Annotated in this window: 24 protein-coding genes and 1 tRNA gene; 7 read left to right on the top strand and 18 right to left on the bottom strand. The window is 72.5% G+C overall.

Going from position 1 to position 20262, the window contains the following annotated elements; translation table 11 throughout:
• Positions 1 to 101: 101 nt before the first annotated feature.
• The 12 genes from ACFUJ1_RS29390 to ACFUJ1_RS29335 all read right to left on the bottom strand — a co-directional run bounded on the left by ACFUJ1_RS29390 (position 102) and on the right by ACFUJ1_RS29335 (position 8385).
• A complete protein-coding gene (locus ACFUJ1_RS29390; RefSeq protein WP_378650569.1) occupies positions 102 to 3164 on the bottom strand; it encodes a phage tail tape measure protein in 3063 nt (1020 codons plus the stop codon).
• A gap of 119 nt (positions 3165 to 3283) precedes the next feature.
• On the bottom strand, positions 3284 to 3577 hold the full coding sequence (locus tag ACFUJ1_RS29385; protein WP_378650568.1) for an HNH endonuclease: 294 nt from the start codon (positions 3575 to 3577) through the stop codon (positions 3284 to 3286).
• A 19-nt stretch (positions 3578 to 3596) separates the two neighbouring features.
• On the bottom strand, positions 3597 to 4469 hold the full coding sequence (locus ACFUJ1_RS29380; protein ID WP_378650567.1) for a hypothetical protein: 873 nt from the start codon (positions 4467 to 4469) through the stop codon (positions 3597 to 3599).
• A 33-nt stretch (positions 4470 to 4502) separates the two neighbouring features.
• Positions 4503 to 4772 carry a hypothetical protein gene (locus ACFUJ1_RS29375; RefSeq protein ID WP_378650566.1) on the bottom strand — a complete coding sequence of 90 codons (270 nt, stop codon included), beginning with the start codon at positions 4770 to 4772 and terminating at the stop codon, positions 4503 to 4505.
• A complete protein-coding gene (locus tag ACFUJ1_RS29370) occupies positions 4769 to 5107 on the bottom strand; it encodes a helix-turn-helix domain-containing protein (protein ID WP_378650565.1) in 339 nt (112 codons plus the stop codon). The genes ACFUJ1_RS29375 and ACFUJ1_RS29370 overlap by 4 nt, the downstream gene beginning before the upstream one ends.
• Complete coding sequence (locus tag ACFUJ1_RS29365) at positions 5104 to 5394, bottom strand: hypothetical protein (protein ID WP_378650564.1); 291 nt, start codon at positions 5392 to 5394, stop codon at positions 5104 to 5106. The genes ACFUJ1_RS29370 and ACFUJ1_RS29365 overlap by 4 nt, the downstream gene beginning before the upstream one ends.
• Complete coding sequence (locus tag ACFUJ1_RS29360) at positions 5387 to 5641, bottom strand: hypothetical protein (protein WP_378650563.1); 255 nt, start codon at positions 5639 to 5641, stop codon at positions 5387 to 5389. The genes ACFUJ1_RS29365 and ACFUJ1_RS29360 overlap by 8 nt, the downstream gene beginning before the upstream one ends.
• Entirely contained in the window at positions 5638 to 6450 is an 813-nt protein-coding gene (locus ACFUJ1_RS29355; RefSeq protein ID WP_378650562.1) for a MarR family winged helix-turn-helix transcriptional regulator, read from the bottom strand. Before ACFUJ1_RS29355 ends, ACFUJ1_RS29360 begins: the two co-directional genes overlap by 4 nt.
• 87 nt (positions 6451 to 6537) lie before the next feature.
• Positions 6538 to 7398 (bottom strand): tyrosine-type recombinase/integrase, encoded by an 861-nt coding sequence (locus ACFUJ1_RS29350; RefSeq protein WP_378650561.1) that lies wholly within the window; start codon positions 7396 to 7398, stop codon positions 6538 to 6540.
• On the bottom strand, positions 7395 to 7550 hold the full coding sequence (locus ACFUJ1_RS29345; protein ID WP_378650560.1) for a hypothetical protein: 156 nt from the start codon (positions 7548 to 7550) through the stop codon (positions 7395 to 7397). The genes ACFUJ1_RS29350 and ACFUJ1_RS29345 overlap by 4 nt, the downstream gene beginning before the upstream one ends.
• Entirely contained in the window at positions 7547 to 8056 is a 510-nt protein-coding gene (locus ACFUJ1_RS29340) for a hypothetical protein (RefSeq protein ID WP_378650559.1), read from the bottom strand. The genes ACFUJ1_RS29345 and ACFUJ1_RS29340 overlap by 4 nt, the downstream gene beginning before the upstream one ends.
• A gap of 98 nt (positions 8057 to 8154) precedes the next feature.
• The gene (locus tag ACFUJ1_RS29335; RefSeq protein WP_378650558.1) at positions 8155 to 8385 is read right to left on the bottom strand and encodes a helix-turn-helix transcriptional regulator; all 231 of its coding nucleotides are present in this window, start codon (positions 8383 to 8385) and stop codon (positions 8155 to 8157) included.
• A gap of 103 nt (positions 8386 to 8488) precedes the next feature.
• Here ACFUJ1_RS29335 and ACFUJ1_RS29330 point away from each other — a divergent pair, with 103 nt between their 5' ends.
• Positions 8489 to 9178: a hypothetical protein gene (locus tag ACFUJ1_RS29330; protein WP_378650557.1), complete on the top strand. Its 690-nt coding sequence runs from the start codon at positions 8489 to 8491 to the stop codon at positions 9176 to 9178.
• Complete coding sequence (locus tag ACFUJ1_RS29325) at positions 9165 to 10277, top strand: tyrosine-type recombinase/integrase (protein WP_378650556.1); 1113 nt, start codon at positions 9165 to 9167, stop codon at positions 10275 to 10277. Before ACFUJ1_RS29330 ends, ACFUJ1_RS29325 begins: the two co-directional genes overlap by 14 nt.
• A 38-nt stretch (positions 10278 to 10315) precedes the next feature.
• Here the strand turns inward: ACFUJ1_RS29325 and ACFUJ1_RS29320 are convergent.
• From ACFUJ1_RS29320 to ACFUJ1_RS29310, 3 genes are all read right to left on the bottom strand, one after another.
• Positions 10316 to 10406: transfer RNA gene (locus ACFUJ1_RS29320), tRNA-Ser, on the bottom strand.
• 45 nt (positions 10407 to 10451) lie between these two features.
• A complete protein-coding gene (locus ACFUJ1_RS29315; protein ID WP_378650600.1) occupies positions 10452 to 10883 on the bottom strand; it encodes a nucleoside deaminase in 432 nt (143 codons plus the stop codon).
• A 28-nt stretch (positions 10884 to 10911) separates the two neighbouring features.
• Positions 10912 to 11451 carry a tRNA adenosine deaminase-associated protein gene (locus ACFUJ1_RS29310; RefSeq protein WP_233015529.1) on the bottom strand — a complete coding sequence of 180 codons (540 nt, stop codon included), beginning with the start codon at positions 11449 to 11451 and terminating at the stop codon, positions 10912 to 10914.
• 59 nt (positions 11452 to 11510) lie between these two features.
• Between ACFUJ1_RS29310 and ACFUJ1_RS29305 the strand changes: the two genes are divergently transcribed.
• Positions 11511 to 12437: a prephenate dehydrogenase gene (locus ACFUJ1_RS29305; RefSeq protein WP_378650555.1), complete on the top strand. Its 927-nt coding sequence runs from the start codon at positions 11511 to 11513 to the stop codon at positions 12435 to 12437.
• Positions 12438 to 12462: 25 nt separating this feature from the next.
• Here the strand turns inward: ACFUJ1_RS29305 and ACFUJ1_RS29300 are convergent, their stop codons facing one another.
• Genes ACFUJ1_RS29300 through ACFUJ1_RS29290 form a run of 3 tightly spaced genes read right to left on the bottom strand, consistent with a single transcriptional unit; the run spans position 12463 to position 16754 of the window.
• Entirely contained in the window at positions 12463 to 13068 is a 606-nt protein-coding gene (locus ACFUJ1_RS29300) for a putative glycolipid-binding domain-containing protein (RefSeq protein WP_378650554.1), read from the bottom strand.
• A 36-nt stretch (positions 13069 to 13104) separates the two neighbouring features.
• Positions 13105 to 14955 carry an ABC transporter ATP-binding protein gene (locus ACFUJ1_RS29295; RefSeq protein WP_378650553.1) on the bottom strand — a complete coding sequence of 617 codons (1851 nt, stop codon included), beginning with the start codon at positions 14953 to 14955 and terminating at the stop codon, positions 13105 to 13107.
• A complete protein-coding gene (locus tag ACFUJ1_RS29290; RefSeq protein WP_378650599.1) occupies positions 14955 to 16754 on the bottom strand; it encodes an ABC transporter ATP-binding protein in 1800 nt (599 codons plus the stop codon). Before ACFUJ1_RS29290 ends, ACFUJ1_RS29295 begins: the two co-directional genes overlap by 1 nt.
• Positions 16755 to 17089: 335 nt before the next feature.
• On the opposite strand from ACFUJ1_RS29290, the gene ACFUJ1_RS29285 reads away from it, so the two are divergent.
• The 4 genes from ACFUJ1_RS29285 to ACFUJ1_RS29270 all read left to right on the top strand — a co-directional run bounded on the left by ACFUJ1_RS29285 (position 17090) and on the right by ACFUJ1_RS29270 (position 20244).
• Positions 17090 to 18223, top strand: a complete 1134-nt coding sequence (locus tag ACFUJ1_RS29285) for a DNA cytosine methyltransferase (protein ID WP_378650598.1) — start codon at positions 17090 to 17092, stop codon at positions 18221 to 18223.
• Positions 18220 to 18624, top strand: coding sequence for a very short patch repair endonuclease (locus ACFUJ1_RS29280; RefSeq protein ID WP_233015525.1), 405 nt, complete (start codon positions 18220 to 18222; stop codon positions 18622 to 18624). The genes ACFUJ1_RS29285 and ACFUJ1_RS29280 overlap by 4 nt, the downstream gene beginning before the upstream one ends.
• A gap of 230 nt (positions 18625 to 18854) precedes the next feature.
• Positions 18855 to 19511, top strand: a complete 657-nt coding sequence (locus tag ACFUJ1_RS29275) for a DUF998 domain-containing protein (protein WP_378650552.1) — start codon at positions 18855 to 18857, stop codon at positions 19509 to 19511.
• Positions 19512 to 19521: 10 nt separating this feature from the next.
• A complete protein-coding gene (locus ACFUJ1_RS29270; protein WP_378650551.1) occupies positions 19522 to 20244 on the top strand; it encodes a maleylpyruvate isomerase family mycothiol-dependent enzyme in 723 nt (240 codons plus the stop codon).
• The last annotated feature ends 18 nt before the right edge of the window (positions 20245 to 20262 follow it).

Genomic DNA, 20262 nt, shown 5'->3' with positions numbered 1-20262 from the left:
ATGTGCCCACGGGGCCCGTGTGGAAAAAGGCAGGAGGGGGTGCTGGGCTATGACCGGAGCGCCAGCTGACCCCCCTACCAGCGGTTGCCCCCGCAGGGGGGTCAGCGCATCCAGGGCGCCGCGCCAGCGCGCTGGCGCGCGTCGTACGCCTTCAGCCCCGCGTCGACCTGCACGGCCACCGCGTCCATAAGCGTCTGCACCACGGCCTGCGCGGCGCCGCCGGAGCGCCGCAGCCCGAGGTCCCCGAGCAGCGCGTCGACCTGAGCGTTCAGGAAGTCGCCGCCCGCCTGCGCTGCCCGCGCGCCGATGTCTGGCATCTGCGCGGGCTGCGTCTGCTGCTGTTGCGGGGCGAAGGAGTCGGCCGGTGCCGCGGTCGGCCCGGGACTCTCTGCGCCCGTTGAGGGTGCTTGCGAGACAACGCCATTCGGCCCGATGACCCACACCGGCACGACCCCGGCGGGCACGTCCTGGCCGCCGAACGACCCGCCCCCGGCGTTGCCGCCGAGCGCTCCCCCGCCCGCGCCGCCGCCCGGTGCTCCGGCCCCGCCGCTCCCGCCCAGCGAGGGGGCGGCGGGGCCTGCACCGCCACCGGTAGCACCAGCGTCCCCGCCGAGCAGGAGGTGACGGGGGAGGTGCATCCGGTGGTCGAACATGGGGTCGGTGACCGGGGTGGCGTCGGAACCGATGACCACGCCGTCACCGCCGCGGGACTCGACGCCGGTGCCGTCGCCGAGCCGGAGCACGATGTGCCCGTTCGCACCGCCACCGTTGTCGAACCACGCGGCGGCGATATCGCCGGGGCCGCCGAGCCCGGGTTCCGCACCGCGGGCGGCCAGCCACGAGCCCGCGTTCATCGTGGTCATACGCTCAGAGAAGGGTTCGCGGCCCATCGCGTCGTTGATCGTGGCCGCGGCCATCGCCGAGCAGTCGATCGCCGAGCGCGAGAATCCGCCCATCGCGTAGGCGGCCGGGTCCATGCTCTGCGCGAACTGCTTGCCGGGCACGATTCCGCCCGCGGCGTGCGCGTCGATCATGCCGAGCATCCGCCCGGCCTCGAGCCAGATCGGCACCGCGCGGCCGCGCCGCCCCGGCGACAGCGGAATGTAGGCCTCCGGCCCTTCCTCCGCCCACTGGTTGATGGTGCGGTTCTGGATGGCCGCGTCTCCGGCGCGCACGATCCCGCCCAGCGCGTTCGGGGTCACGGTCACCGTGCCGGAGAAGGTGCGGCCCGAGATGCGCGGGATCAGCTCGATCGGCCGGCCGTTGTTCGCTGCGACGAACTGGTCGAGCCGCTGCTGTCCCTCCGCGGTGTTCGAGGTGACGATGAACTCCCCGTTGGGCAGCTCGGTGATCGTGAGCCCGAGGTCGGCGAGCGCGTCGCGCACCTCCGGGGTGTTCTGGTCGATGTGGATGGTCTTGCCGTCGGGCACGCTGACCACGGCGTCGCCGAGCGCGCGGAACATCTCCGCGCCGACGACGGCGCCCTGCACGTTGTCGGCGACGTTGGCCCGCAGGCCCTCGAGCTTAGGCCGGGCGTGCTGGTCGATCATGTCGGACAGGTGCGACGCTCCGGCGGCCGCCGACAGCAGCCCGTCGTCGAGCTCGCGCATCGCGCGCCCGGCGTCCTCGATGTCACCGGAGCCGGTGATCTTGCCGAACAGCTCGGCGAACTGGCCGAGGGGATCCATGACGTAGCCGAGCGCGGTGGCCGAGCCCTCGGCGAACAGCGCCAGCGCGTCCAGGCTGGTGCTGGAGAAGGCGAGGAAGGCATCGCCGGTGGCGAACGCGCCGTCGGCGACGGTGCCGAGGAAGCCCAGGATCTCCGGCTGGTGCTCACTGACCCAGTTGGCGACCTTCGCCAGCTCGGGGCCGAAGGCGCCCGCCAGCGCGGAGGAGATGCCGTCGGCGGAGACCTCGATCGAGCGCTTGGCGGACTCGATGCTCGAGGCGGCGTTGCCGCCCATCGTGTCCAGCGCGTTCTGCGCTGCGCCGGTCACGGTGCCGAACTTCTCCACCGCGGCGCTGGGATCCCACTGGGTGAACACGTCGATGAAGTCGCCCGCGGTGTCGCCGAGCAGCGCCATCGCGGCGGCGTTGCGCTCGGTGGGGTCCTGGATGCCCCGGATCTTGTCGAAGATCGTGTCCATGGCCGTGAACGCGCCCGGGCCGCCGCCCTTGAGCGCGTCGTACATCTCCTGGCCGGACAGCCCGATGCCGTCCATGGCCGCGACCATGTCCTCGCCCTCTTCGGTGACCCGGCGGCCGAGTTCGCGCATCGCGTCGGCGGCGCGGTCGGTGGAGTCGGCGCCGAGCTGGTCGGTGGACTGCGCGAGCAGCGCCATCGCCTCCGTGCCGGTGATGCCCAGGTTCTTCCAGCCGCTCGAGTACTCCTTGATCGAGTCGACCAGATCGTCACCGGCGAGCCCGACGGCCCGGTATCCGCCGGTGATCAGGTCGAAGGCCTCCCCCGCGTTGGCGGCCAGGCCGTTCTTGACCATGATGCCCGCGGCCTTCGCCGTCTCGGTGACGTCGCCGCCCATCAGGTCGGCCAGCCCCTGCAGGTTCGCCACCACGCCCGCGATCTCCTGCGAGGTGGCGCCGGGGTCCAGCAGCCCGCCCTGGATCGCCTGGCGGGCCACGTCGATGTTGGCCTCCACCGACTCGCCGAACGCCCCGGCGTACGCCTGCCCGGCACCGGAGCCGATGCGCTGCATGGTCGCCTCGTCCACGCCGAGCCGGGCCTGCGTCATGTCGAGGGTCTGCTCGCGCTCCATGCCGCGCATCAGCCCGGCGACGAACAGCCCGCCCGCGGAGACGCCGGCCAGCGCCAGCGCCGGGCCGAGCACCGCGCCGAACATGCCCGCCTTGCCCTTGAGCCCGTCGGCGATACCGCCGCCCGCGGCGTCGCCCGCGCCCTGCCCGGCCTGCTCTCCGGCGCGGCCCAGGTCGCGCCGAAGGTCGCGGGCGATGGCGTCGGAGGACCGGCCGAACTCCTGCCGGAACTCCCTGCCGCTGACGTCGGCCACTCGGCCGAACGCGGTGGTGAAATCGCGCTGCGCCCGGTCGGCGGCCTGGCCGAAGGCGGCGGCCAGCTGCCGGGGAATCTGGTCGGTCGCCACCGTGGCGGTGACGTACCCGACGGCTAGCTCACTGCCGGTGGGCATCCTGGCCTCCTAGAGCGGCTTGAGGGGCGGGGGGGGGGAGTGTCGGGGAGAGAAGAGCGGCTATGACCGGAGCGCCAGCTGACCCCCCTACCAGCGGTTGCCCCCGCAGGGGGTCACGGTCACCATGTCCGCTCGGTCACGAAGATCCGCGGTGCCGGGCCCGGACGCGCTGCCAGCTCGTCGAGCAGCTTGTCGGACTTCTGCCTATTGCAGTGCCGGTGAGCAGCCCTGGTATTTTCCCGCGTGTCCTCGCCGCCTCGAGCGAGCGGGATCACGTGATCCACGACGAACGACAGCGGGTCTCGCCAGTGCAGCGAGTAGTCGATCTCGCCCCCGCAGAGGTGGCACGGCGGGCGGCTGCGCCGGAGGTAGGCGCGGTGGCGGTTCTGTGTCGTGGTGTTCCGAGCGACCATCGGCGTTGCCCCATTCCCGTCAGACCGAGAACCGGTCCAACACCTGGCCGGAGCGGATGCGGGTGAGGGTCACCGCCTTCGGCGCGGTGCCCCGCTCGTACGCCTCGCGCTCGGCCTGGCGCACGGCAGCGCGATAGTCGGCGATGGCCTGCGCGCGGTCGTTGTACTCGGCGGGGTCGGCGGCGTAGTTGAGCCGGTGCCCGGCCTGCACCAGCGCCACGGCCCAGGGGTCGGCGCCCGAGCTGCCCGTCGCCGCGGCGCTCACCTCGGCGAGTGCGTCCAGTTCATCGGGGGACAGTTCGGCGAAGACCAGGCCGGGAAGTCCTGGGGCGTTGAAGCTGGTGGGCTTCACCAGCCGCGCGGTGCGTGCGACGAGTTCCCAGACCTGGTGCGCCCGGGTGAGCTTGATGGCGGTCTCCCGCGCCTGCGCCCACGCGGTCGCGTGCACGGCGGGCACGGTGGTCATGGCGTTGGTGCTGGAGATGTTGAGTCCAGGGATCACGGCGTGCGCCGCAGCGATCGCCTTGTCCGCCGCGGTGACCACGGGCGCCATCGCCTTGAGGATGGCGGGCGCGTGCTTGGTGATGGCCGCGGCTTTCTCCCGGCTGATGCGGCCGTCCAGCGCCGGGCCGAGGTTCTGCTTCCAGAGCAGATCGGCGTGCAGCTGGGCGGCGACGGCCTTGTCGGTGACGGGGTCACGGTCGGCGGCCAGCGCGTCCCATACGCGATCGAGGAGCTTACCGGGTTCGTACGTGTGGCCCATCCGGGCCGCGACCTTGTCGACATCGGCGAGGTCGGCCTCGAGCTGGGCGGGCACCTCGAGCTCGAAGTAGCGAAAGTGCTGGCGGGTCTGCTGCAGCGCGGTGATGACAAACGTGTTCTCCACGTTCACGTGGTTCTCCTCGGGGTCAGGCGTCGGGGTCGGCTACGGCTGGAACAATTCGCGCACGACGGCGAGCGCCGGGTCCTCACCCGGTCGCTGCTGGGTCCGCCCCTCGCGGGGCACGTGGTTGCGCGGCTTCTCCTCCTCGACCGGCGGCTCAACGGTCTCGGCGCGGCCGAACAGCGTGCGCACCGCCGCGCGGTCCGCGGTCTCGCTGCCGTCGGGGCGGGCGTGGCGCACCAGCGCGGAGAAGTGCTCGTCGCTGAGCCCCGAGACGTACTCGGCGACGTCGAGCGGGTCGATGTCGGTCATGGCGTGCTGCCTCCTGCGTGTTCGGCTACGGCGTCGGCCCGGAAGATCCAGGACCGTCCGACCTTCCGGCCACCGAGCCGGGGCCCGTGCCGCCTCACGGTGCGCTCGGTGCATCCGAGCCGGTGCGCGGCCTCCGTGCTGGTGATCCACTCGGATTCTTCGCCAGGGGGGACGCCGGCCTGTCCGTCAACGGACAGCGCGCTGGTCAGGTCGCGCTCGGCGGCGCGAAGCTCCATCGGGATCGACCGCCCGGCCTGCGCGCGGCGGTGGATCTCGGAGGCGACGAGCCAGCGCAGGAACGCCAGGTGCCGGGCGAGCGGGTCGGCCGCGGTCACCGCATGTCCTTGCGCGGCCGCCCCCGCACACCGCGCGCGGTGCCCGACCACACGAGCCCGGCCGCGTACCGACCCAGCTCTTCGGCGACCGTCCCGCACGCGGCGCGCACCGGGCAGCCGGTGCACACCTTCACCGCCACGGCCAGGCGCTCGGCGCGCTCCTGCTGCTCCTCACCGTCGAGCGGCTCGACGTCGAAGGCCGGGGCCATGCCGCTGCAGGCGGCGCCGTAGAGCCGGGGATCGGCGAGCCGGGCCACCGCGGCGGGGATGTGCATCGGCTTACCCATCGGCCCGCCACCGCTCGTTCGCCAGCCGCTCGAGCTCGGCGACGCTCTGCGCCACCTCCCCCGCCTCGGCGTCCATCCACGCGAGCCCGAGCGCGACGGCCTGCATGGCGGCGAGCAGCGCGGTGAACTCCGCGCGCTGGCGGTCCTGCTCGGCGACGAACTCCGCCCGGGTGCAGTCCCGGAACCGCTTGCCGAACCGCTCGGCGGTGAAGGCGTCCAGGCGCTGCTCGTCCTCCGGCGTGATCACGAGCGGCCGATCCTGCGTGCCGGTCTCGACGCGTGACGCTCGCGCAGGATCGTGTACTTCACCGTGGCGTAGCCGACCCCTTCCGCCAGCAGCTGCTCGGCCCGTGCGCGCTCCCCGGTGTGGAACCCGCCGAAGGGGAGTTCGCGGTCGAGCCACGCCATCGGGTTCGTATACGGGTCGGGTCCGGGGTCGGCCGCCGCCGCTTTCACCACCCTCAGATCGGGAGGAGTTCTTTCGGCTGCGCCTTGCTCAGCCCCGCGCGCGCCCGCACCCGCGTTACTTAGGTGACCGAACAGCTGATCATTACCTGGTGTAGTTATCTGATCAGACCTGGTGGTCCCACGGTCACCGTGGGGGTTTTCGACGCTCACCGTGGGGGTTTCTGGACTCCTACCGTGGGGGTTTTCGACGCTCACCGTAGGGGTTACGTCTGGCGAACCCCCACGGTGAGCGTGGGGGTTCTCGGTTGAACCAGCACGCTCACCGTGGGGGTTTTCGTCGGTCGATGGGGTGAGTTCGCCACACCCCATCCCAGCGGGAACGGTGAGGGTGTACACGGTCGAGCGCCCACTGCCGCCGCCGCGCGCTGAGACCTCGATCCAGCCCTTCTCGATGAGCTTGCGCAGGGCCTCCTGAGCCGTCTGCGGCCTCACTTTGGCCGCCTCGCACAGGTTCTTGAACCCGGGCCGGGCGTTGGTCAGATCGCCGTTCGCCCAGGTGCTGAGGTTGATCAACACCCGGTACTCGGCGTGCGTGAGGTCGGCGCCCCGTAGTGCCTTCATCCAGGCGAATTTGTCGGCGGGTGCCACATCACCTTTCCTCTCCCGCAGGGCCTCGTTGCTGTCGGTGGACTTGTACGGGAGGGGGGTGCAACACCCCCCTCCCGATCGCTTCGGCTACCCCTGCGGCACCTCGAGGCGGGTGGACATGGCCGCGGCGCGCACGGCGTCGTCGGGAACCGCGGTGTAGATCTGCGTCGTGCGCACGCTCGCGTGCCCGAGCAGCTGCTGCACGGCCCGCAGATCCTTGGTCGCCGCGTAGGCGGTGGAGGCGTACCGGTGCCGGATCTTGTGCGCGGTCCGCCCCGGCGGCAGCGCATCGGCGACGAGCTTGCCCAGGTACTGCGCGGACAGGTGCCCGTCGATGCGCCCGGGGAAGACGTAGCCGGTCTCCTGCCCGTCGCGGATGAAGTCGGCCAGCTCGTCGCCGATCGGGATCACCCGCTCGACACCGCCCTTGCCGATCACGCGCAGCTCGTAGCGCCCGGGGTAGCCCCGGATGTCCTCGCGCCGCAGCTTGGCCGCCTCGTGGCGGCGCAGCCCGGTCTCGGCCATGATCCGCACGCACCGCCGGGCACGCGAGTCCTTCGTCTCATCGCCGAGCGTGGTGTAGAGCGCCGGGTCGTCGATCGGGTCCGGCGTCCCAAACGGGCAGCGCACGCGGGGCAGCCCAGCGGCCGGGTTGTCCGGCCGCAGCCCGAGCTCGTGCAGCGCGGAGATGACGCAGACCATGCCGTTGCGGCGGTTGCGGCGCCCCGCCGGGGTCAGCGCCGGATCACCCTGCAGCTCGATCAGCCGGGGGCGACCGACACCGGACAGCCCGCCGTAGTCGACGGACTGGCGGCTCAGCCAGCGCCCCTGGCTGAGCCGCAGGCGTCGAGACGCGGTCGAGTACGCCTTCGCGATCAAGAGGCTGTCCACGGCCTCGAGGTGCGCCACGTCGCCCGGCGCGGCCGGGTCCTTGTCGGGCCCGCTCACCGCGCACCGTCCACTCGCTCGAGCGCGGAAGCCTCGAACACGGTGCCGTCGTCGAGGTCGTCGAGCAGCACCACCACCAGGACGTCGACCACCGTGCCCAGCTCGCCGGTGGCGATCACCCGCACCCGCTCCCCGGGGGTCGGCGCGCTCACTGGGCACCCCGGATCCCGCGCTGGTAGTCGGCGGCGCGACGCAGCGCGTCGGCGGCCTCAAGCGCATCGGGGTAGCTCAGCGGCACGAAACCGTCGAACGCCACCCGCAGCTCGACCGGGCCGCGCCGGACCGGGCCGCGGCCCGACCACACGTCGGTCACCTCCAGCCAGACGCCGAAGTTGTTGCCGCTCTTCGAGAATTCGAGGGACCAGATCCGGACGAGGGCCTGCCGGGTGCTCGACAGGTTCCAGGGCTCGACCTGCCACCCCTCCAGCGGCGGCACGTCGTCCACCAGCTGGTCGATGGACTCAGCGACCCGCTCGAGCCGCCACGCCGCGAACACCAGCGTCCGGGTGATGTCGTCGACCTGCACCCGGAAGAAGCCGTCGCCCGGGCGGGCGCCCGGCAGCACCGTGCCGAATCGGCCGGTCTCCCGGAGCTGACCGACCTGGTCGAGGTCGACGACGCGCACACGGTCGCCGGACTGGATGGGGGTATTCTTCACGGTGAATCCGCTTCCTTGGCTGGTGGTGTGGTTCTTCTCGGCCCGGTGAGCGGGTGCAACCGCTCCCGGGCCGCTCCCGTTGTGGGGGTGGTCGCGCATCAGGCGCACTCGACGGTGTTCGCCTGAACCCAGGCCGTGACCTCGGCCCAGTCGTAGCGAATCCGCCTGCCCAGCAACTTGTAGGGCGCGCCCTCGCCGCGGTACCGCTGCTGCGCCAGCGCGGCGACGGTGGTCCCCAGGTACTCGGCGATCTCGGTGGGGGTGGCGAGCGGCCGCGGCTTATCGGCGCTGAGCACGGACTGCGCTCCCCCGGCGTGCTTGGTCGTCATGGTCGATTCCTCGTTCCTCGTATTTGTTGCCTGACGTGATGAGATGGGACCACACCGTGCGCGCACTGTCAACACTCGGATACTTCGGCTAACGTCATCGGCTATGCCCGCCAGCGAGAACGAACCCGCCCGCGAGGTCCCCGTAGCAGAGGTGATCGGCGCAAACGCCCGGCGGATCCGCGGGGAGCACACGGCGGATCAGATGAGCCGCCACGCTCAATGGGCTGGCTTGAAGTGGAATACCGGCCGAGTGGCAGATCTCGAGAAGGGACGCATCAGCCCGACGCTCCCGAATTTGGTCGCCATCGCGGCGGCGCTGCGCAGCCTCACCGGGCAGGACGTGACGCTGGCGGACCTGGTTGCCCACGATGGACCGATCCGGCTGAACGACGTCCTGGTGATGCCCGCTGCCCGCCTCGCTGGGTACCTCAGAGGCGAGCTGGTCCGGGTCTTCGCATCGGAGACTCCGGCGCTCGCGGCCGAGGCGGAAGAAGCGCGGCGCGTGGTGCGTCGATGGCTCGACAACCGGGAAGACTGGCTCGAGGATCTGGACCAGGTGAACGCCTGGCAGGCCGCGATGCACAACGCCACCGACGCGGACGAGCGCGCAGCCGCCGACCTCGGGCTCAGCGTGGCCGAGATGCTGGCGCGATCGGTCGAGATGTGGGGGCGCGGATTCTCCGCAGAGCGCGACGCTCGAGCGGGCGACGGCGCGAGCAACCAGAAGCGCGGGCGGATCGCCCGGACCTTGAAGGACGAACTGCGACAGGCGATTTCCGATGGCGACGATTGAGCCCTACGAGACAAAGGCCGGTAAGCGCTACCAAGTCCGGTACCGCAAGCCCGACGGGAAGCAGACCAAGAAGCGTGGGTTCCGGCGCAAGATCGACGCCGAGCAGTTCGCCAGCACCGTCGAGGTGTCGAAGATGGCGGGCGACTACGTGGCGCCCGCGCTCGGCCGGATCACGGTCGCCGAGCTCGCGCCCACCTGGCTCCGGCGCAAGGAATCCCAGGTCGCCCCGTCGAACTACCGCACGCTCGAGTCCGCCTGGCGCAACCACGTGCAGCCGCGGTGGGGTGCGCGCCAGGTGGCGCAGATCGACCTCGCCGACGTCGAGGTCTGGATCGGCGAGATGGGCCGCGGCGGCAGCGGCCCGACGACGGTGATCCGGGCGTACGGGGTGCTCGCCGGGATCCTCGACGACGCGGTGAAGGGGAAGCGGCTGCGAAGCAACCCCGCCCGCGGGGTGGAGAACCTGCCCCGCAAGCGCAAGAAGCGCCACGTCTACCTCTCGGCCGAGGACGTGGCCCGGCTGGCGGGCGAGGCCGGCCAACACCGCGCGCTGGTGCTGGTGCTCGCGTTCACCGGCATCCGGTGGGGCGAGGCGGTCGCGCTGCGGGTGCGCGATGTCCAGTTCCTGCGGCGGCGCCTGGCGGTCGCCGACAACGCCGTGCAGCTCGGCGTCGATCACGCCGTCGGCGAGACGAAGAGCCGCACGGAGCGGTCCGTGCCGGTGCCTGAGTTCGTGCTGAACGAGCTGGCGGGGCAGTGCGAGGGTCGCGGCCCCGACGCGCTGGTGTTCGGCAACGGCGTGGACTACCTGCCGCGGCCGAAGTCGAGCGGCGGATGGTTCGTCGGCGCGGTGAAGCGGTCCGGCGTCCAGCCGATCACGCCGCACGACCTCCGGCACACCTGCGCGAGCCTGGCGATCAGCGCCGGGGTGAACGTGCTCGCGCTGGCGCGGATGCTCGGCCACGCCGACCCGTCGGTCACGCTGCGGGTGTACGCCGACCTCTTCGACACCGACCTGGACGCCGTCGCCGCGGCGCTGCATTCCGAGTGTGCCCAATTCGTGCCCAAACGGCGGGCGAGCGACGCCGAGACGGCATAGAAAAAGCGCCCTACCTGCGGGAACCAGGTAGGGCGCTGTGGCGGTGGCGGAGGGATTTGAACCCTCGGAGGGGGGTTACCCCTCACACGCTTTCGAGGCGTGCTCCTTAGGCCGCTCGGACACGCCACCGCCGACAACCATACACGGACGGCTCGGGAACACCGAAACGGCTGGTCAGCGGTGTTCGCGGAAGAACTGATCGAGGAGGGCGGCGCATTCGGCCTCGAGCACGCCGCCGCGCACCTCGGGGCGGTGGTTCAGCCGGCGGTCGCGCACCACGTCCCAGAGCGAGCCGACGGCGCCGGTCTTCGGCTCCCATGCCCCGAAGACGACGCGGGCCACCCGGGCCAGTACCAGCGCGCCCGCGCACATGGTGCATGGCTCGACGGTGACGACCAGGGTGGTGCCGCCGAGCCGCCAGCCGTCGCCGTGCACCGCGGCGGCCCGGCGCAGGGCGAGGATCTCGGCGTGCGCGGTGGGGTCGCCGAGTTCCTCGCGGGCGTTGGCGGCGCGGGCCAGTTCCCGCCCGTCGGCATCGAAGACGACGGCGCCGATGGGGACGTCGCGCGCACCGGCCGCGCCGGCCGCGTCCAGCGCGGCCCGCATGAGCGCGGCGTCGGCGGCGCCGTTCACCTCAGTGCGGCAGTTTGTCGAGCACCGCGGCGAACTCGTCGGCGAAGCCGAGCCGCTGGGCGATCATGCCGAGCTGCTCGTCCGGGTACAGGTCGGTCTCGGCCAGGATGACGCTGAGCACCGGCTCAGGTAGGCCGAGGTCGGCGAGCACGCCGAGATCGCCCTCCTCCCACGGCTCCACGTCGTCGACCTCGTCCGGGTCGATGTCGGGGACCTCGAGGTTGAGCGCCTCGAGCACGTCGGCGGCGATGTCGTACTCGATGGCGGCGGTGGCGTCGGAGACCAGCAGCCGGGTGCCGCTCGGCGCGGGCCGCACCACGACGAAGAATTCGTCGTCCACGTCCAGCAGCCCGAAGACCGCGCCGGAGCTGCGCAAAGCCTTCAACTCGGTCTCGGCGGCGACGAGATCGCCGAGCGCGGCGTTGCTCAGCGGGCTACACCGCCATTTACCCTCTTCACGTACAACTGCCACGGCGAACCCTTCGACGTCGTCGTAATCGTCCGACGCCGCTCCGTTCGTTCCCGAGCGCTGTGCTGCCATGGCCGCCACGGTAGTCTGCCCGAGCTCAATTGTTGAAGTCGTAGGAGAACTCCGAACCGATGACAGCGTCCCTGTGTGTGCTCGGCGCCGGGTTGATCGGCGGTTCGCTGCTCCGGGCGGCGACCGCCGCCGGTTGGGAAACCTTCGGCTACAACCGCTCCGAGATCTCCGCGGGCGCGGACGGCTTCGACGTCGGCACCGACCTCCCCGCCGTGCTGCGCCGGGCAGCCGCGGCCGATGCGCTGGTGGTGCTCGCGGTGCCGATGCCCGCGCTGGACGTGGTGCTCGCCCAGGTCGCGGCGCACGCCCCCGGCTGCGCGCTGACCGATGTGGTGAGTGTCAAGGCGCCGGTGGCCGCGGCGGTGCGGGCGCACGGGCTCGCGGACCGGTTCGTCGGCGGGCATCCCATGGCCGGCACCGCCGAGTCCGGCTGGGCGGCCACGGATGCCGCGCTCTTCCGCGGCGCGGCGTGGGCGGTCACCGTCGACGACGGCACCGACCCGGCGGTGTGGCGGCGGGTGGCGCGGCTCGCGCTGGACTGTGGTTCGCACGTGGTGCCGGTAACCGCCGCCGAGCACGACGCCGCCGTGGCGCGCATTTCGCACCTTCCGCACGTGCTGGCCGAGGCGCTGGCGCAGGCCGGGGCCGCGGGCGGGGCGCTCGCGCTCGGGCTCGCCGCCGGTTCGTTCCGGGACGGAACCCGGGTGGCGGGGACCGCGCCGGACCTGGTCCGCGCCATCTGCGAGCCGAACGCCGAGGCGTTGCGAGCGGTACTCGACGAGACGCTTGCCGTGCTCGCTGAGGCGCGCCGCGCCCTGGAGGACGACTCGCTCGCCGCGCTCGCAGAGGCGGGCCATACCGCCCGCCGCCACTACGAGGAGCAGCGCCGAGAAGTCATCTCGGGCGTCGAGCCCGGCGCCATCGGCTGGCTGGAGACTCTCCGCGCGGCAGGACGCCGGGGCGCGGTCCTCACCGCCATGGACTGAGGCGGGGCGACCCGGCGGGCCGAACTCAGACCCGCCGCGCGAGCCCCGGGTAATCGAGCAGGAACCCGTCCCGGTCCACCGTGACGGTGGCACTCGACACCGGCGAGAGCACGCTGATCCCGTCGGCGGCGCTGCTGTAGACCAGGTTCGCCTCCTGCACCAGCAGGTCGGGCAGCCGGACGTAGACGACCGGCACCTGCACCTCCTCCACCGCGTGCTGCAGTCCGAAACGGCGAATCGGCAGCGTGTTGAAGAACGGGCTGAGCACCACGTCGACATCGAGCGCACCGGCGAAGGTGGCCCGCACATGGCTGCCGCCCGCGTCGATGAGCCAGTAGTTCTCGTTGTCCCGCGCCAGCGAGGCATGCCGCTCGCCCGCATTGGTCGTGGTGCGCAGCGAGAGCCGCTTGGTGGCGCCGTTCTCATCGGTGACCAGGTCGTAGGAGGCGCTGAAGGCCGGGTGGTCGTCGCAGGCGGCGCCGATCATGCGGCCCGCGGCGCGGATCCGATTCCCGTTGAGCGTCACGCGCACGGATTCCATGCGCTTCCCGGTGTGGGCAACCCACGTGAGAATCGCCGGCCACCGGGATTCCTCCGGCTGGCTTTCGGGTCCTGGGGCTGGGTTCGTCACCCTTCTACGGTAAGCGACGCGGGGCCGTCGGCCGCATCACACCAGCGTCTCCCGCCACGCCGCGTGCAGCCCGGCGAACCGTCCGGCGCCCGCGACGAGCGTCGCCGGGGCCCCGTCCTCCACGATCCGACCGGCCTCCAGCACCAGCACCCGGTCCGCGATCGACACCGTGGAGAGCCGGTGCGCGATGATCACCGCGGTGCGGTCGCGCAGCACCCGCTCCAACGCCTCCTGGACCAGCCGCTCGCTCGGGATGTCCAGGTTGGAGGTGGCCTCGTCCAGCACGATGACGGCGGGATCGGCCAGAAATACCCGGGCGAACGCCACCAGCTGCCGCTGCCCGGCGGAGAGCCTGCCGCCGCGCTTGCGCACGTCGGTGCCGAGCCCGTCCGGCAGCGTCGCGAGGAACTGGTCGAGCCCGACCGCGGAGGCGGCGGCAGCGACCTCGGCATCGGTCGCCTCCGGCCGCCCGAGCCGGATGTTGTCCGCGATCGACCCGGCGAAGAGGTACGCCTCCTGGGTGACCATCACCACGGCCCGGCGCAGCTCGACATCGGCGATCCGGCGCAGGTCGACGCCATCGAGGCTGACCGTGCCCCCGCTCGGGTCGTAGAACCGGGTGAGCAGCTTGACCAGCGTCGACTTCCCCGCCCCGGTCGCCCCGACCAGCGCGATCACCTGCCCGGCCGGAATCTCCAGATCGAACTCGGGCAGCACGGGCGCGCCACCCTGCTTCCCGGCGTAGTCGAACCACACCGCGTCCATCCGCAGCGCGCCCGCCGGGTTCGCCAGCGGAACGGGGTCGCGCGGCTCCGGCACCGACGGCTCCTCCTCGAGCACGCCGGAGATCTTCTCCAGCGCGGCCGCCGCCGACTGGTAGGCGTTGAACACCTGCGCCAGTTCGTCCAGCGGGCCGTAGAACTCGTTGAGGTAGAGCAGGTAGGCGGCGAGCACGCCGATCGCGAGGTTGCCCTCGATCACCTGCCAGGCGCCGACCGAGAGCACGATCACCGTGGTGAGGTTGCCGAGCAGCCTGGTCAGGCCGGTGTAGTCGCTCATGCCGAAGGCGGCGGCGACATTGGCCTCGCGGAACTCGCTGTCCTCGGCCGCGAGCACCGCGTGGTTGCGGCCCTCCCGGCGGAACGCCTGCACCGCGCGGATGCCGCCCATGGTCTCCACGAAGTGCACCACCACCCGGGCGATCGCCACCCGCGTGCGCCGGTATCCCCTCCGCTGCCTGCGCTGCGCCCAGCGGGTGACCAGCGCCAGCGGCACGAAGCCGATCAGCACGATCACCGCGAGCCCGGCGTCCAGGTAGATGAGCAGCGCGGCGATGGTGACCACCGAGAGCATGGCGCTGAGCGCCTGGTTCAGCGCGCCCTCCAGCAGCTCCTGCAGCGTCTCGATATCGCCGGTGAGCCGGGAGATGACCTTGCCCGAGGTGTACTTCTCGTGGAATTCCACGCTCAGCCGCTGCACGTGCGCGAAGAGCCGCCCGCGCAGGTCGAAGAGCACGCTCTGGCTGAGCGTGCCGGAGATCCGCAGGAAGACCAGCGTGGTCAGCATGCTGAGCAGGGTCACCGCGGCGAAGCCGGCGACGGTGCGGGTGAGCGGCCGCCAGTCGCCGCGCCCGCCCGCGGCCAGCCCGCTGTCCAGGCCGTAGGCGATGAAGAGCGGCCCGGAGACCTTCAGCGCGTTGTCCACCACGATGAGCAGCAGCACGATCGCGGCCCGTGCCCGGTACGGCCGCACCAGGTCGAGCAGCAGCCTGCGCGAGCGGGCGGCGAGCACCAGGTTGCCGGTCTGGGTGACCTCGCGGTCCTCGTTGGCGATCCCGCGCCAGTCGGCGGGGTCGGTGTCCTTCCGGTCGTCGGTGCTTGTCGTCATCACGCACCTCCCATCAGTTCGCGGTAGCGGGTGCTGGTGCGCAGCAACTGGTCGTGTCTGCCCTCGGCGACGATGCGGCCGTCCGCGAGCAGCGCGACCCGATCGGCCAGCGCCGCGGTGGAGGGCCGGTGCGCCACCAGCAGCGTGGTCGCCCCGGCCAGCACGCTGCGCAGCCGCGCCTGCACCCGCTCCTCGGTGTCCACGTCGAGCGCCGAGAGCGGGTCGTCGAGCACGAGCACCCGGCCCGCGCTGCCCCCGGCGCGGGCGCCGAGCACCGCCCTGGCCAGCGCCAGCCGCTGCCGCTGCCCGCCGGAGAGGCTGAGCCCCTGCTCGCCGATCCTGGTGTCCAGCCCCCACGGGAGCTGCTCCACGAACTCGGTGGCCTGGGCGATCTCCAGCGCGGCGCGCACGTCGGCGTCGGTGGCCTCCGGCTCGCCGAGCGCCACGTTCTCCCTGACGCTCGCGGAGAAGAGCACCGGCTCCTCGAAGGCGGCGGTGACCACGGTGCGCAGGTCGTCGAGGCGCAGCCGGGAGACCTCGACGCCGTCGACGGTGAGGCTGCCGCCGGTGACGTCGTAGAGCCGCGGGATCAGGTTGAGCAGCGCGGTCTTGCCGCTGCCGATGGCGCCGACCAGCGCGACCGTCTCGCCGGGGCGCACGTGCAGCGTGACGTCGCGCAGCACCTCGGCGCGCGCGCCGGGGAAGGCGAACCGCACGTGCTCCAGCCGCAGGTCGCCGCGGACCGCGGCGGGCAGCGGGTCGGGGTCGGGCGGGTCGGTGATGAGCAGCGGGATGTCCTGGATCTCCCAGTACCGGTCCGATGCGGTGCTGGCGTCGTTGAGCTCGGAGAGCAGGAAGCCGGTCCAGATGATCGGCCACTGCAGGAAGGTGGCGAGCGTGATGCCCGCGACCAGCGTGCCGAGCGACATCTGGCCGTGCACCACCGCGTACCCGCCGTAGCCGAGCGCGAAGACGATGGCGAGCTGCGGCAGCCCGACCATGGTCGACCACAGCGTGGCGTCCAGCCGCACCTTCACCATCTCGGTGCCGCGCAGCTCCCGCGCCTGCCGCACGAACCGCGCGGCCAGGAACGGCCCGCGGCCGAACGCCTTGAGCACCCGGATGCCCTGCGCCGACTCCTCCGCGATGGTGGCCAGGTCGCCGCTCTGGTCCTGCGAGCGCCGCGACGCCACCTCGTAGCGCTGCACGAAGCGGTAGCAGACGGCGACGATCGGGATGGCGAGCACGGTGAAGGCGGCGCCGAGCGGCGGGATCAGGATCCACAGCACGAGCAGCCCGATCGGCACGACCACCATGTGCAGTACCAGGAACGGCCCGGCGAAGGCTACGAAGCGGCGCAGCGTGGCGAGGTCGTCCACCGCGCGGGAGAGCAGCTGGCCGGACTCCCAGGCGTCGTGGTTGCCGATGGCGAGCCGCTGCAGCTTGCCGAAGATCTTCGCGCGCATGGCGACCTCGAACTCGGCGGCGGGCCGCGCCACCATCCGGCGCCTGCCCCAGGTGCCGAGCGCCTGCAGCAACCCGAGGGCGAGCACCACTCCGATCAGCGGGATCGCCGAGCCGTAGTGGCCGCCCGCGATCGGCCCGTCGATGATCCTGGCGATCAGCAGCGGGATCACGATCTCGGTCAGCATGGCGAGGATGGCGAGCGCCGTCGCCGCCGCGATCTTGTTTCGATGCGGGCGCAGGTACGGCAGGAACCGGCGCAGCGCCGCCGTCCGGCCCCGGGGTTTCGCCGGGGCGGGCGGCGCGGGTATTCGCTCGGCGGCGGGATCGAGCACGACGGACAAGGTTCCCCCTCGATAGTGCGCACCACGGCAGCCGCCGACGCGGCGGGACGGGCGGGTGAAAGACGGGCAGCAGCTCCGACCCTCCAGAGTGGCACCGGACGTCGCCCCCGCCAACCGAATTTCCACCACACCAGCCCTGCCCTTGGCCGCACCGAGGGGGCGAGTCTTACGAGCCCCGTTCGCCGCCCGTCCCGTCGTTCAGCGCTCGAAAGCGCATGCGCCGAAGGCGCGAGACTCGAGCGCTGAACGACGGGACCCCGAAGGGCGGCGAACACGCCCGGCGCAGCCGGGCCAATCCAACACAGGCAATATGTATGTCCATGCGGATGGTGGGGCTCTTCGCCGGAATCGGCGGACTCGAGCTCGGCTTGTCCGCTTCCGGGTGGCAAACGGAGCTGCTCTGCGAGATCGATCCCGGCGCTCGGGCGGTGCTCGAGGCCCGCTTCCCCGGCATCCCCGTCCACCCCGATGTCACCCGCCTGCGCTCCCTTCCCCAGGGAACTGAGCTGGTCTCCGCCGGTTTCCCCTGCCAGGACCTCTCCCAGGCAGGCCGCACGGCAGGCATCTCCGGCACCCGCTCCGGCCTGGTCGACGAGATCTTCCGCCTGGTCCGCCGCCGCCGCGGCCCCCGCTGGCTGCTGCTGGAGAACGTCCCGTTCATGCTGCAACTCGGCCGCGGCGCCGCCATGCGGCACATCACCGGCGCACTGGACGAGCTCGGCTACACCTGGGCCTACCGCGTGGTCGACGCCCGCGCCTTCGGCCTCCCGCAGCGCAGGCAGCGCGTCCTGCTGCTGGCCTCGCGTACCGAGGACCCGCGCCGGGTCCTGCTCGCCGAGGACGCGGGCCCGCTGGACCAGGGCGACCCCGCGCACGACCCCTGCGGCTTCTACTGGACCGAGGGCGTCCGCGGCCTCGGCTGGGCGGTGAACGCGGTCCCGACGCTCAAGGGCGGCTCGGCGCTCGGCATCGCCAGCCCGCCCGCCGTCCGGCTGCCCGCGGGCGAGATCGTCACGCCGGGCATCGAGGACGGCGAACGGCTGCAGGGCTTCGCCGCGGGCTGGACCGAGCCGGCCCTGACCGTCCCCGGCTTCCGCCAGGGCCACCGCTGGAAACTGGTCGGCAACGCGGTGAGCGTCCGGATGGCCGAGTGGGTCGGCAGCCGCCTGGACAGCACCGCGGATCCCCTCCCCGACGGCCCCGAGCTGGCCCCCGGCCAGCCGTGGCCGAGCGCAGCGTGGGGCCGGGCCGGCCGCGCCTACCGCGCCCCGGTCTCCACCTGGCCGGTGCACGAGCCCTACGAGGGGCTCGCCGACTACCTGACCGGCTCCCGGCTGCTCTCCGCCCGCGCCACCGCGGGTTTCCTGCGCCGCACCGGCATGGGCACGCTCCGCTTCCCGCCCGGTTTCCTCGACGACGTCGAGACGCACCTGGACCGCATGGGCGGCTGGGCGGCATGACCCGCCCCACCACCGACGCGGCAACGAGCGCGCGGATGTCCCGTCAGCGCCGCGCGCACACCAAGCCGGAACTGGCGCTGCGCCGCGAACTGCACCGCCGCGGCCTGCGCTACTTCGTGGACCGGGCCCCGCTGCGCGGCCAGCGCCGCCGCGCCGACGTGGTCTTCCCGCGCCGCCGCGTCGCCGTCTACGTGGACGGCTGCTTCTGGCACCGCTGCCCGCGGCACGCCACCGACCCGAAGAACAATGCCGAGTGGTGGGCGGCGAAACTCGCGGGCAATGTGGCCCGCGACCGCGCCACCGACGCGGAGCTGACGGCCGCGGGCTGGCAGGTCGTCCGGATCTGGGAGCACGAGGACCCGGCGGCCGCCGCCGACCGCGTCCAGGCCGCCGTCCGCTGACTCAGCGCCTGGCGCGGACCACCGTGCTCGGCGCCTGCTGCGCCAGGTAGCCGGACACGGCCATGGCCGCCATCACCGCGCAGCCGGCCACCGCCGTCGCGATTGCGATCATCGGTTCACCTCCTCGTCTCGCTGACCAGCCTGCACGCCGAACCTGACACCAGCCTGTGTGCGCCCTTCGGGATCGGTGTGCGCTCGGTCCGGCGGTCGCGCGAGTAACAATCGAATCCATGCTCACTTCGGATCGCGGCCCCGCCACCTGGTTCGTCGCGATCGCCCTCGCCGTGGCCGGGCTGAGCTACTCGGCCTGGGTGCTGCAGTTCGCGCTGCCGCTGCACGCCGACCCCGTGCACGCCTTCCTCAGCGAACTCGACGCCGAGGGCAAGCCCTACCGCTGGGTCTTCTCCACCGCCGACACCGTGGCGGGCATCCTCGCCGCACTGGCCGCGGCGGTGGCGCTGGCCCGCTTCCCGCGCAGGCCGCTGACGGTGACCGGCTGGGTCGCGCTGCTCTGCTTCGGCGCGGCGACGGTGGCCGACGCCAGGGTGCCGCTGCGCGACTGCGCCGACTGCGGGGACAGCGGCCTCTTCCCGCAGTTGCACCAGCCGCATGCCCTGACCAGCACCCTCGCCGTCACCGGGATCGCCGTCGCCGCCTTCGCCTGCACCCTCGCCGCCTTCCGGTACCGCTACGGGCCCGCGCTGCGCGAGTTCGGCGCGCTGGCGTTGGCCGTCGGCGCGGCGGCGACGGTGTGGATGCTGGTGGCGGACAACCTCTCCGGTGATTACGCGCTCGGCATCGCGCAGCGCATCCAGGTGACGGCCATGTCGCTGTGGCTGCTCGCGCTCGCGCTCGAAGTCGGGCGGGCGGCGCCGCCGCGGCGGTAGGGTCGATGGGGTGACCGACGCCGCCGCACCACCGCCGGTACCCGCCGATCTGGCCGCCGTCGCGGCCGCCACCCGGCGCTTCCTCGACAGCGCGCGCGAGCTCACCGACGCCGACCTGGCCGCGCCATCGCTGCTCCCCGGCTGGACCCGCGGCCACCTGCTCACCCACCTCGCCCGCAATGCCGACAGCCTGGTGAACCTGCTGACCTGGGCCCGCACCGGCATCGAGACCCCGCAGTACCCGGACCCCACCACCCGCGACGCCGATATCGCCGCGGGCGCCGGCCGCCCGATCTCCGAGCAGTACCCGGACAACGAAACCGCCGCCGCGCGCTGGGCCGAGGCGGCCGCGGAGCTCCCGTCGACGGCGTGGACCACGCTGGTGCGCAACCGGCAGGGCCGCGAGTTCGCCGGTGCCGCCATCGGCTGGATGCGGCTGCAAGAGGTCGAGATCCACCACGTCGACCTGGCCTTCGGCTACACCCCCGACGACTGGCCCGCCGATTTCGTCGCTCGGCTGCTACCCGAGGTCGTCGCCACGCACGGCATGAACGCGGGCGACCGGCTCGCCTTCGAGCTGCGCACGGACGACACCGGTTTCGGCGCGACCATCGGCGCGGGCGCCCCCGGCACCCTGATCACCGGCCCCGCCCACGCCCTGCTCGCCTGGCTGCTCGGCCGCGGAGCCGACGGCCTCACCGGCGATCTCCCGGAGCTCCCGGCCTGGCGCTGAAGCCCCGTTCGCACTTGG

It is taken from the genome of Nocardia sp. NPDC057227 (genome assembly GCF_042669725.1).
Taxonomy (GTDB): Bacteria; Actinomycetota; Actinomycetes; order Mycobacteriales; family Mycobacteriaceae; genus Nocardia; species Nocardia asteroides_A.
Note: the sequence above shows the minus strand (reverse complement) of the source record. Positions and strands in the feature narration are given on the sequence as shown.

Coding starts and splice junctions, on each gene's coding strand:
- ACFUJ1_RS29390 (WP_378650569.1), bottom strand. CDS start 3,164: ATGCCCACCGGCAGTGAGCTAGCCGTCGGGTACGTCACCGCCACGGTG.
- ACFUJ1_RS29385 (WP_378650568.1), bottom strand. CDS start 3,577: ATGGTCGCTCGGAACACCACGACACAGAACCGCCACCGCGCCTACCTC.
- ACFUJ1_RS29375 (WP_378650566.1), bottom strand. CDS start 4,772: ATGACCGACATCGACCCGCTCGACGTCGCCGAGTACGTCTCGGGGCTC.
- ACFUJ1_RS29365 (WP_378650564.1), bottom strand. CDS start 5,394: ATGGGTAAGCCGATGCACATCCCCGCCGCGGTGGCCCGGCTCGCCGAT.
- ACFUJ1_RS29335 (WP_378650558.1), bottom strand. CDS start 8,385: ATGACGACCAAGCACGCCGGGGGAGCGCAGTCCGTGCTCAGCGCCGAT.
- ACFUJ1_RS29330 (WP_378650557.1), top strand. CDS start 8,489: ATGCCCGCCAGCGAGAACGAACCCGCCCGCGAGGTCCCCGTAGCAGAG.
- ACFUJ1_RS29325 (WP_378650556.1), top strand. CDS start 9,165: ATGGCGACGATTGAGCCCTACGAGACAAAGGCCGGTAAGCGCTACCAA.
- ACFUJ1_RS29315 (WP_378650600.1), bottom strand. CDS start 10,883: ATGCGGGCCGCGCTGGACGCGGCCGGCGCGGCCGGTGCGCGCGACGTC.
- ACFUJ1_RS29310 (WP_233015529.1), bottom strand. CDS start 11,451: ATGGCAGCACAGCGCTCGGGAACGAACGGAGCGGCGTCGGACGATTAC.
- ACFUJ1_RS29305 (WP_378650555.1), top strand. CDS start 11,511: ATGACAGCGTCCCTGTGTGTGCTCGGCGCCGGGTTGATCGGCGGTTCG.
- ACFUJ1_RS29295 (WP_378650553.1), bottom strand. CDS start 14,955: ATGACGACAAGCACCGACGACCGGAAGGACACCGACCCCGCCGACTGG.
- ACFUJ1_RS29285 (WP_378650598.1), top strand. CDS start 17,090: ATGGTGGGGCTCTTCGCCGGAATCGGCGGACTCGAGCTCGGCTTGTCC.
- ACFUJ1_RS29280 (WP_233015525.1), top strand. CDS start 18,220: ATGACCCGCCCCACCACCGACGCGGCAACGAGCGCGCGGATGTCCCGT.
- ACFUJ1_RS29275 (WP_378650552.1), top strand. CDS start 18,855: ATGCTCACTTCGGATCGCGGCCCCGCCACCTGGTTCGTCGCGATCGCC.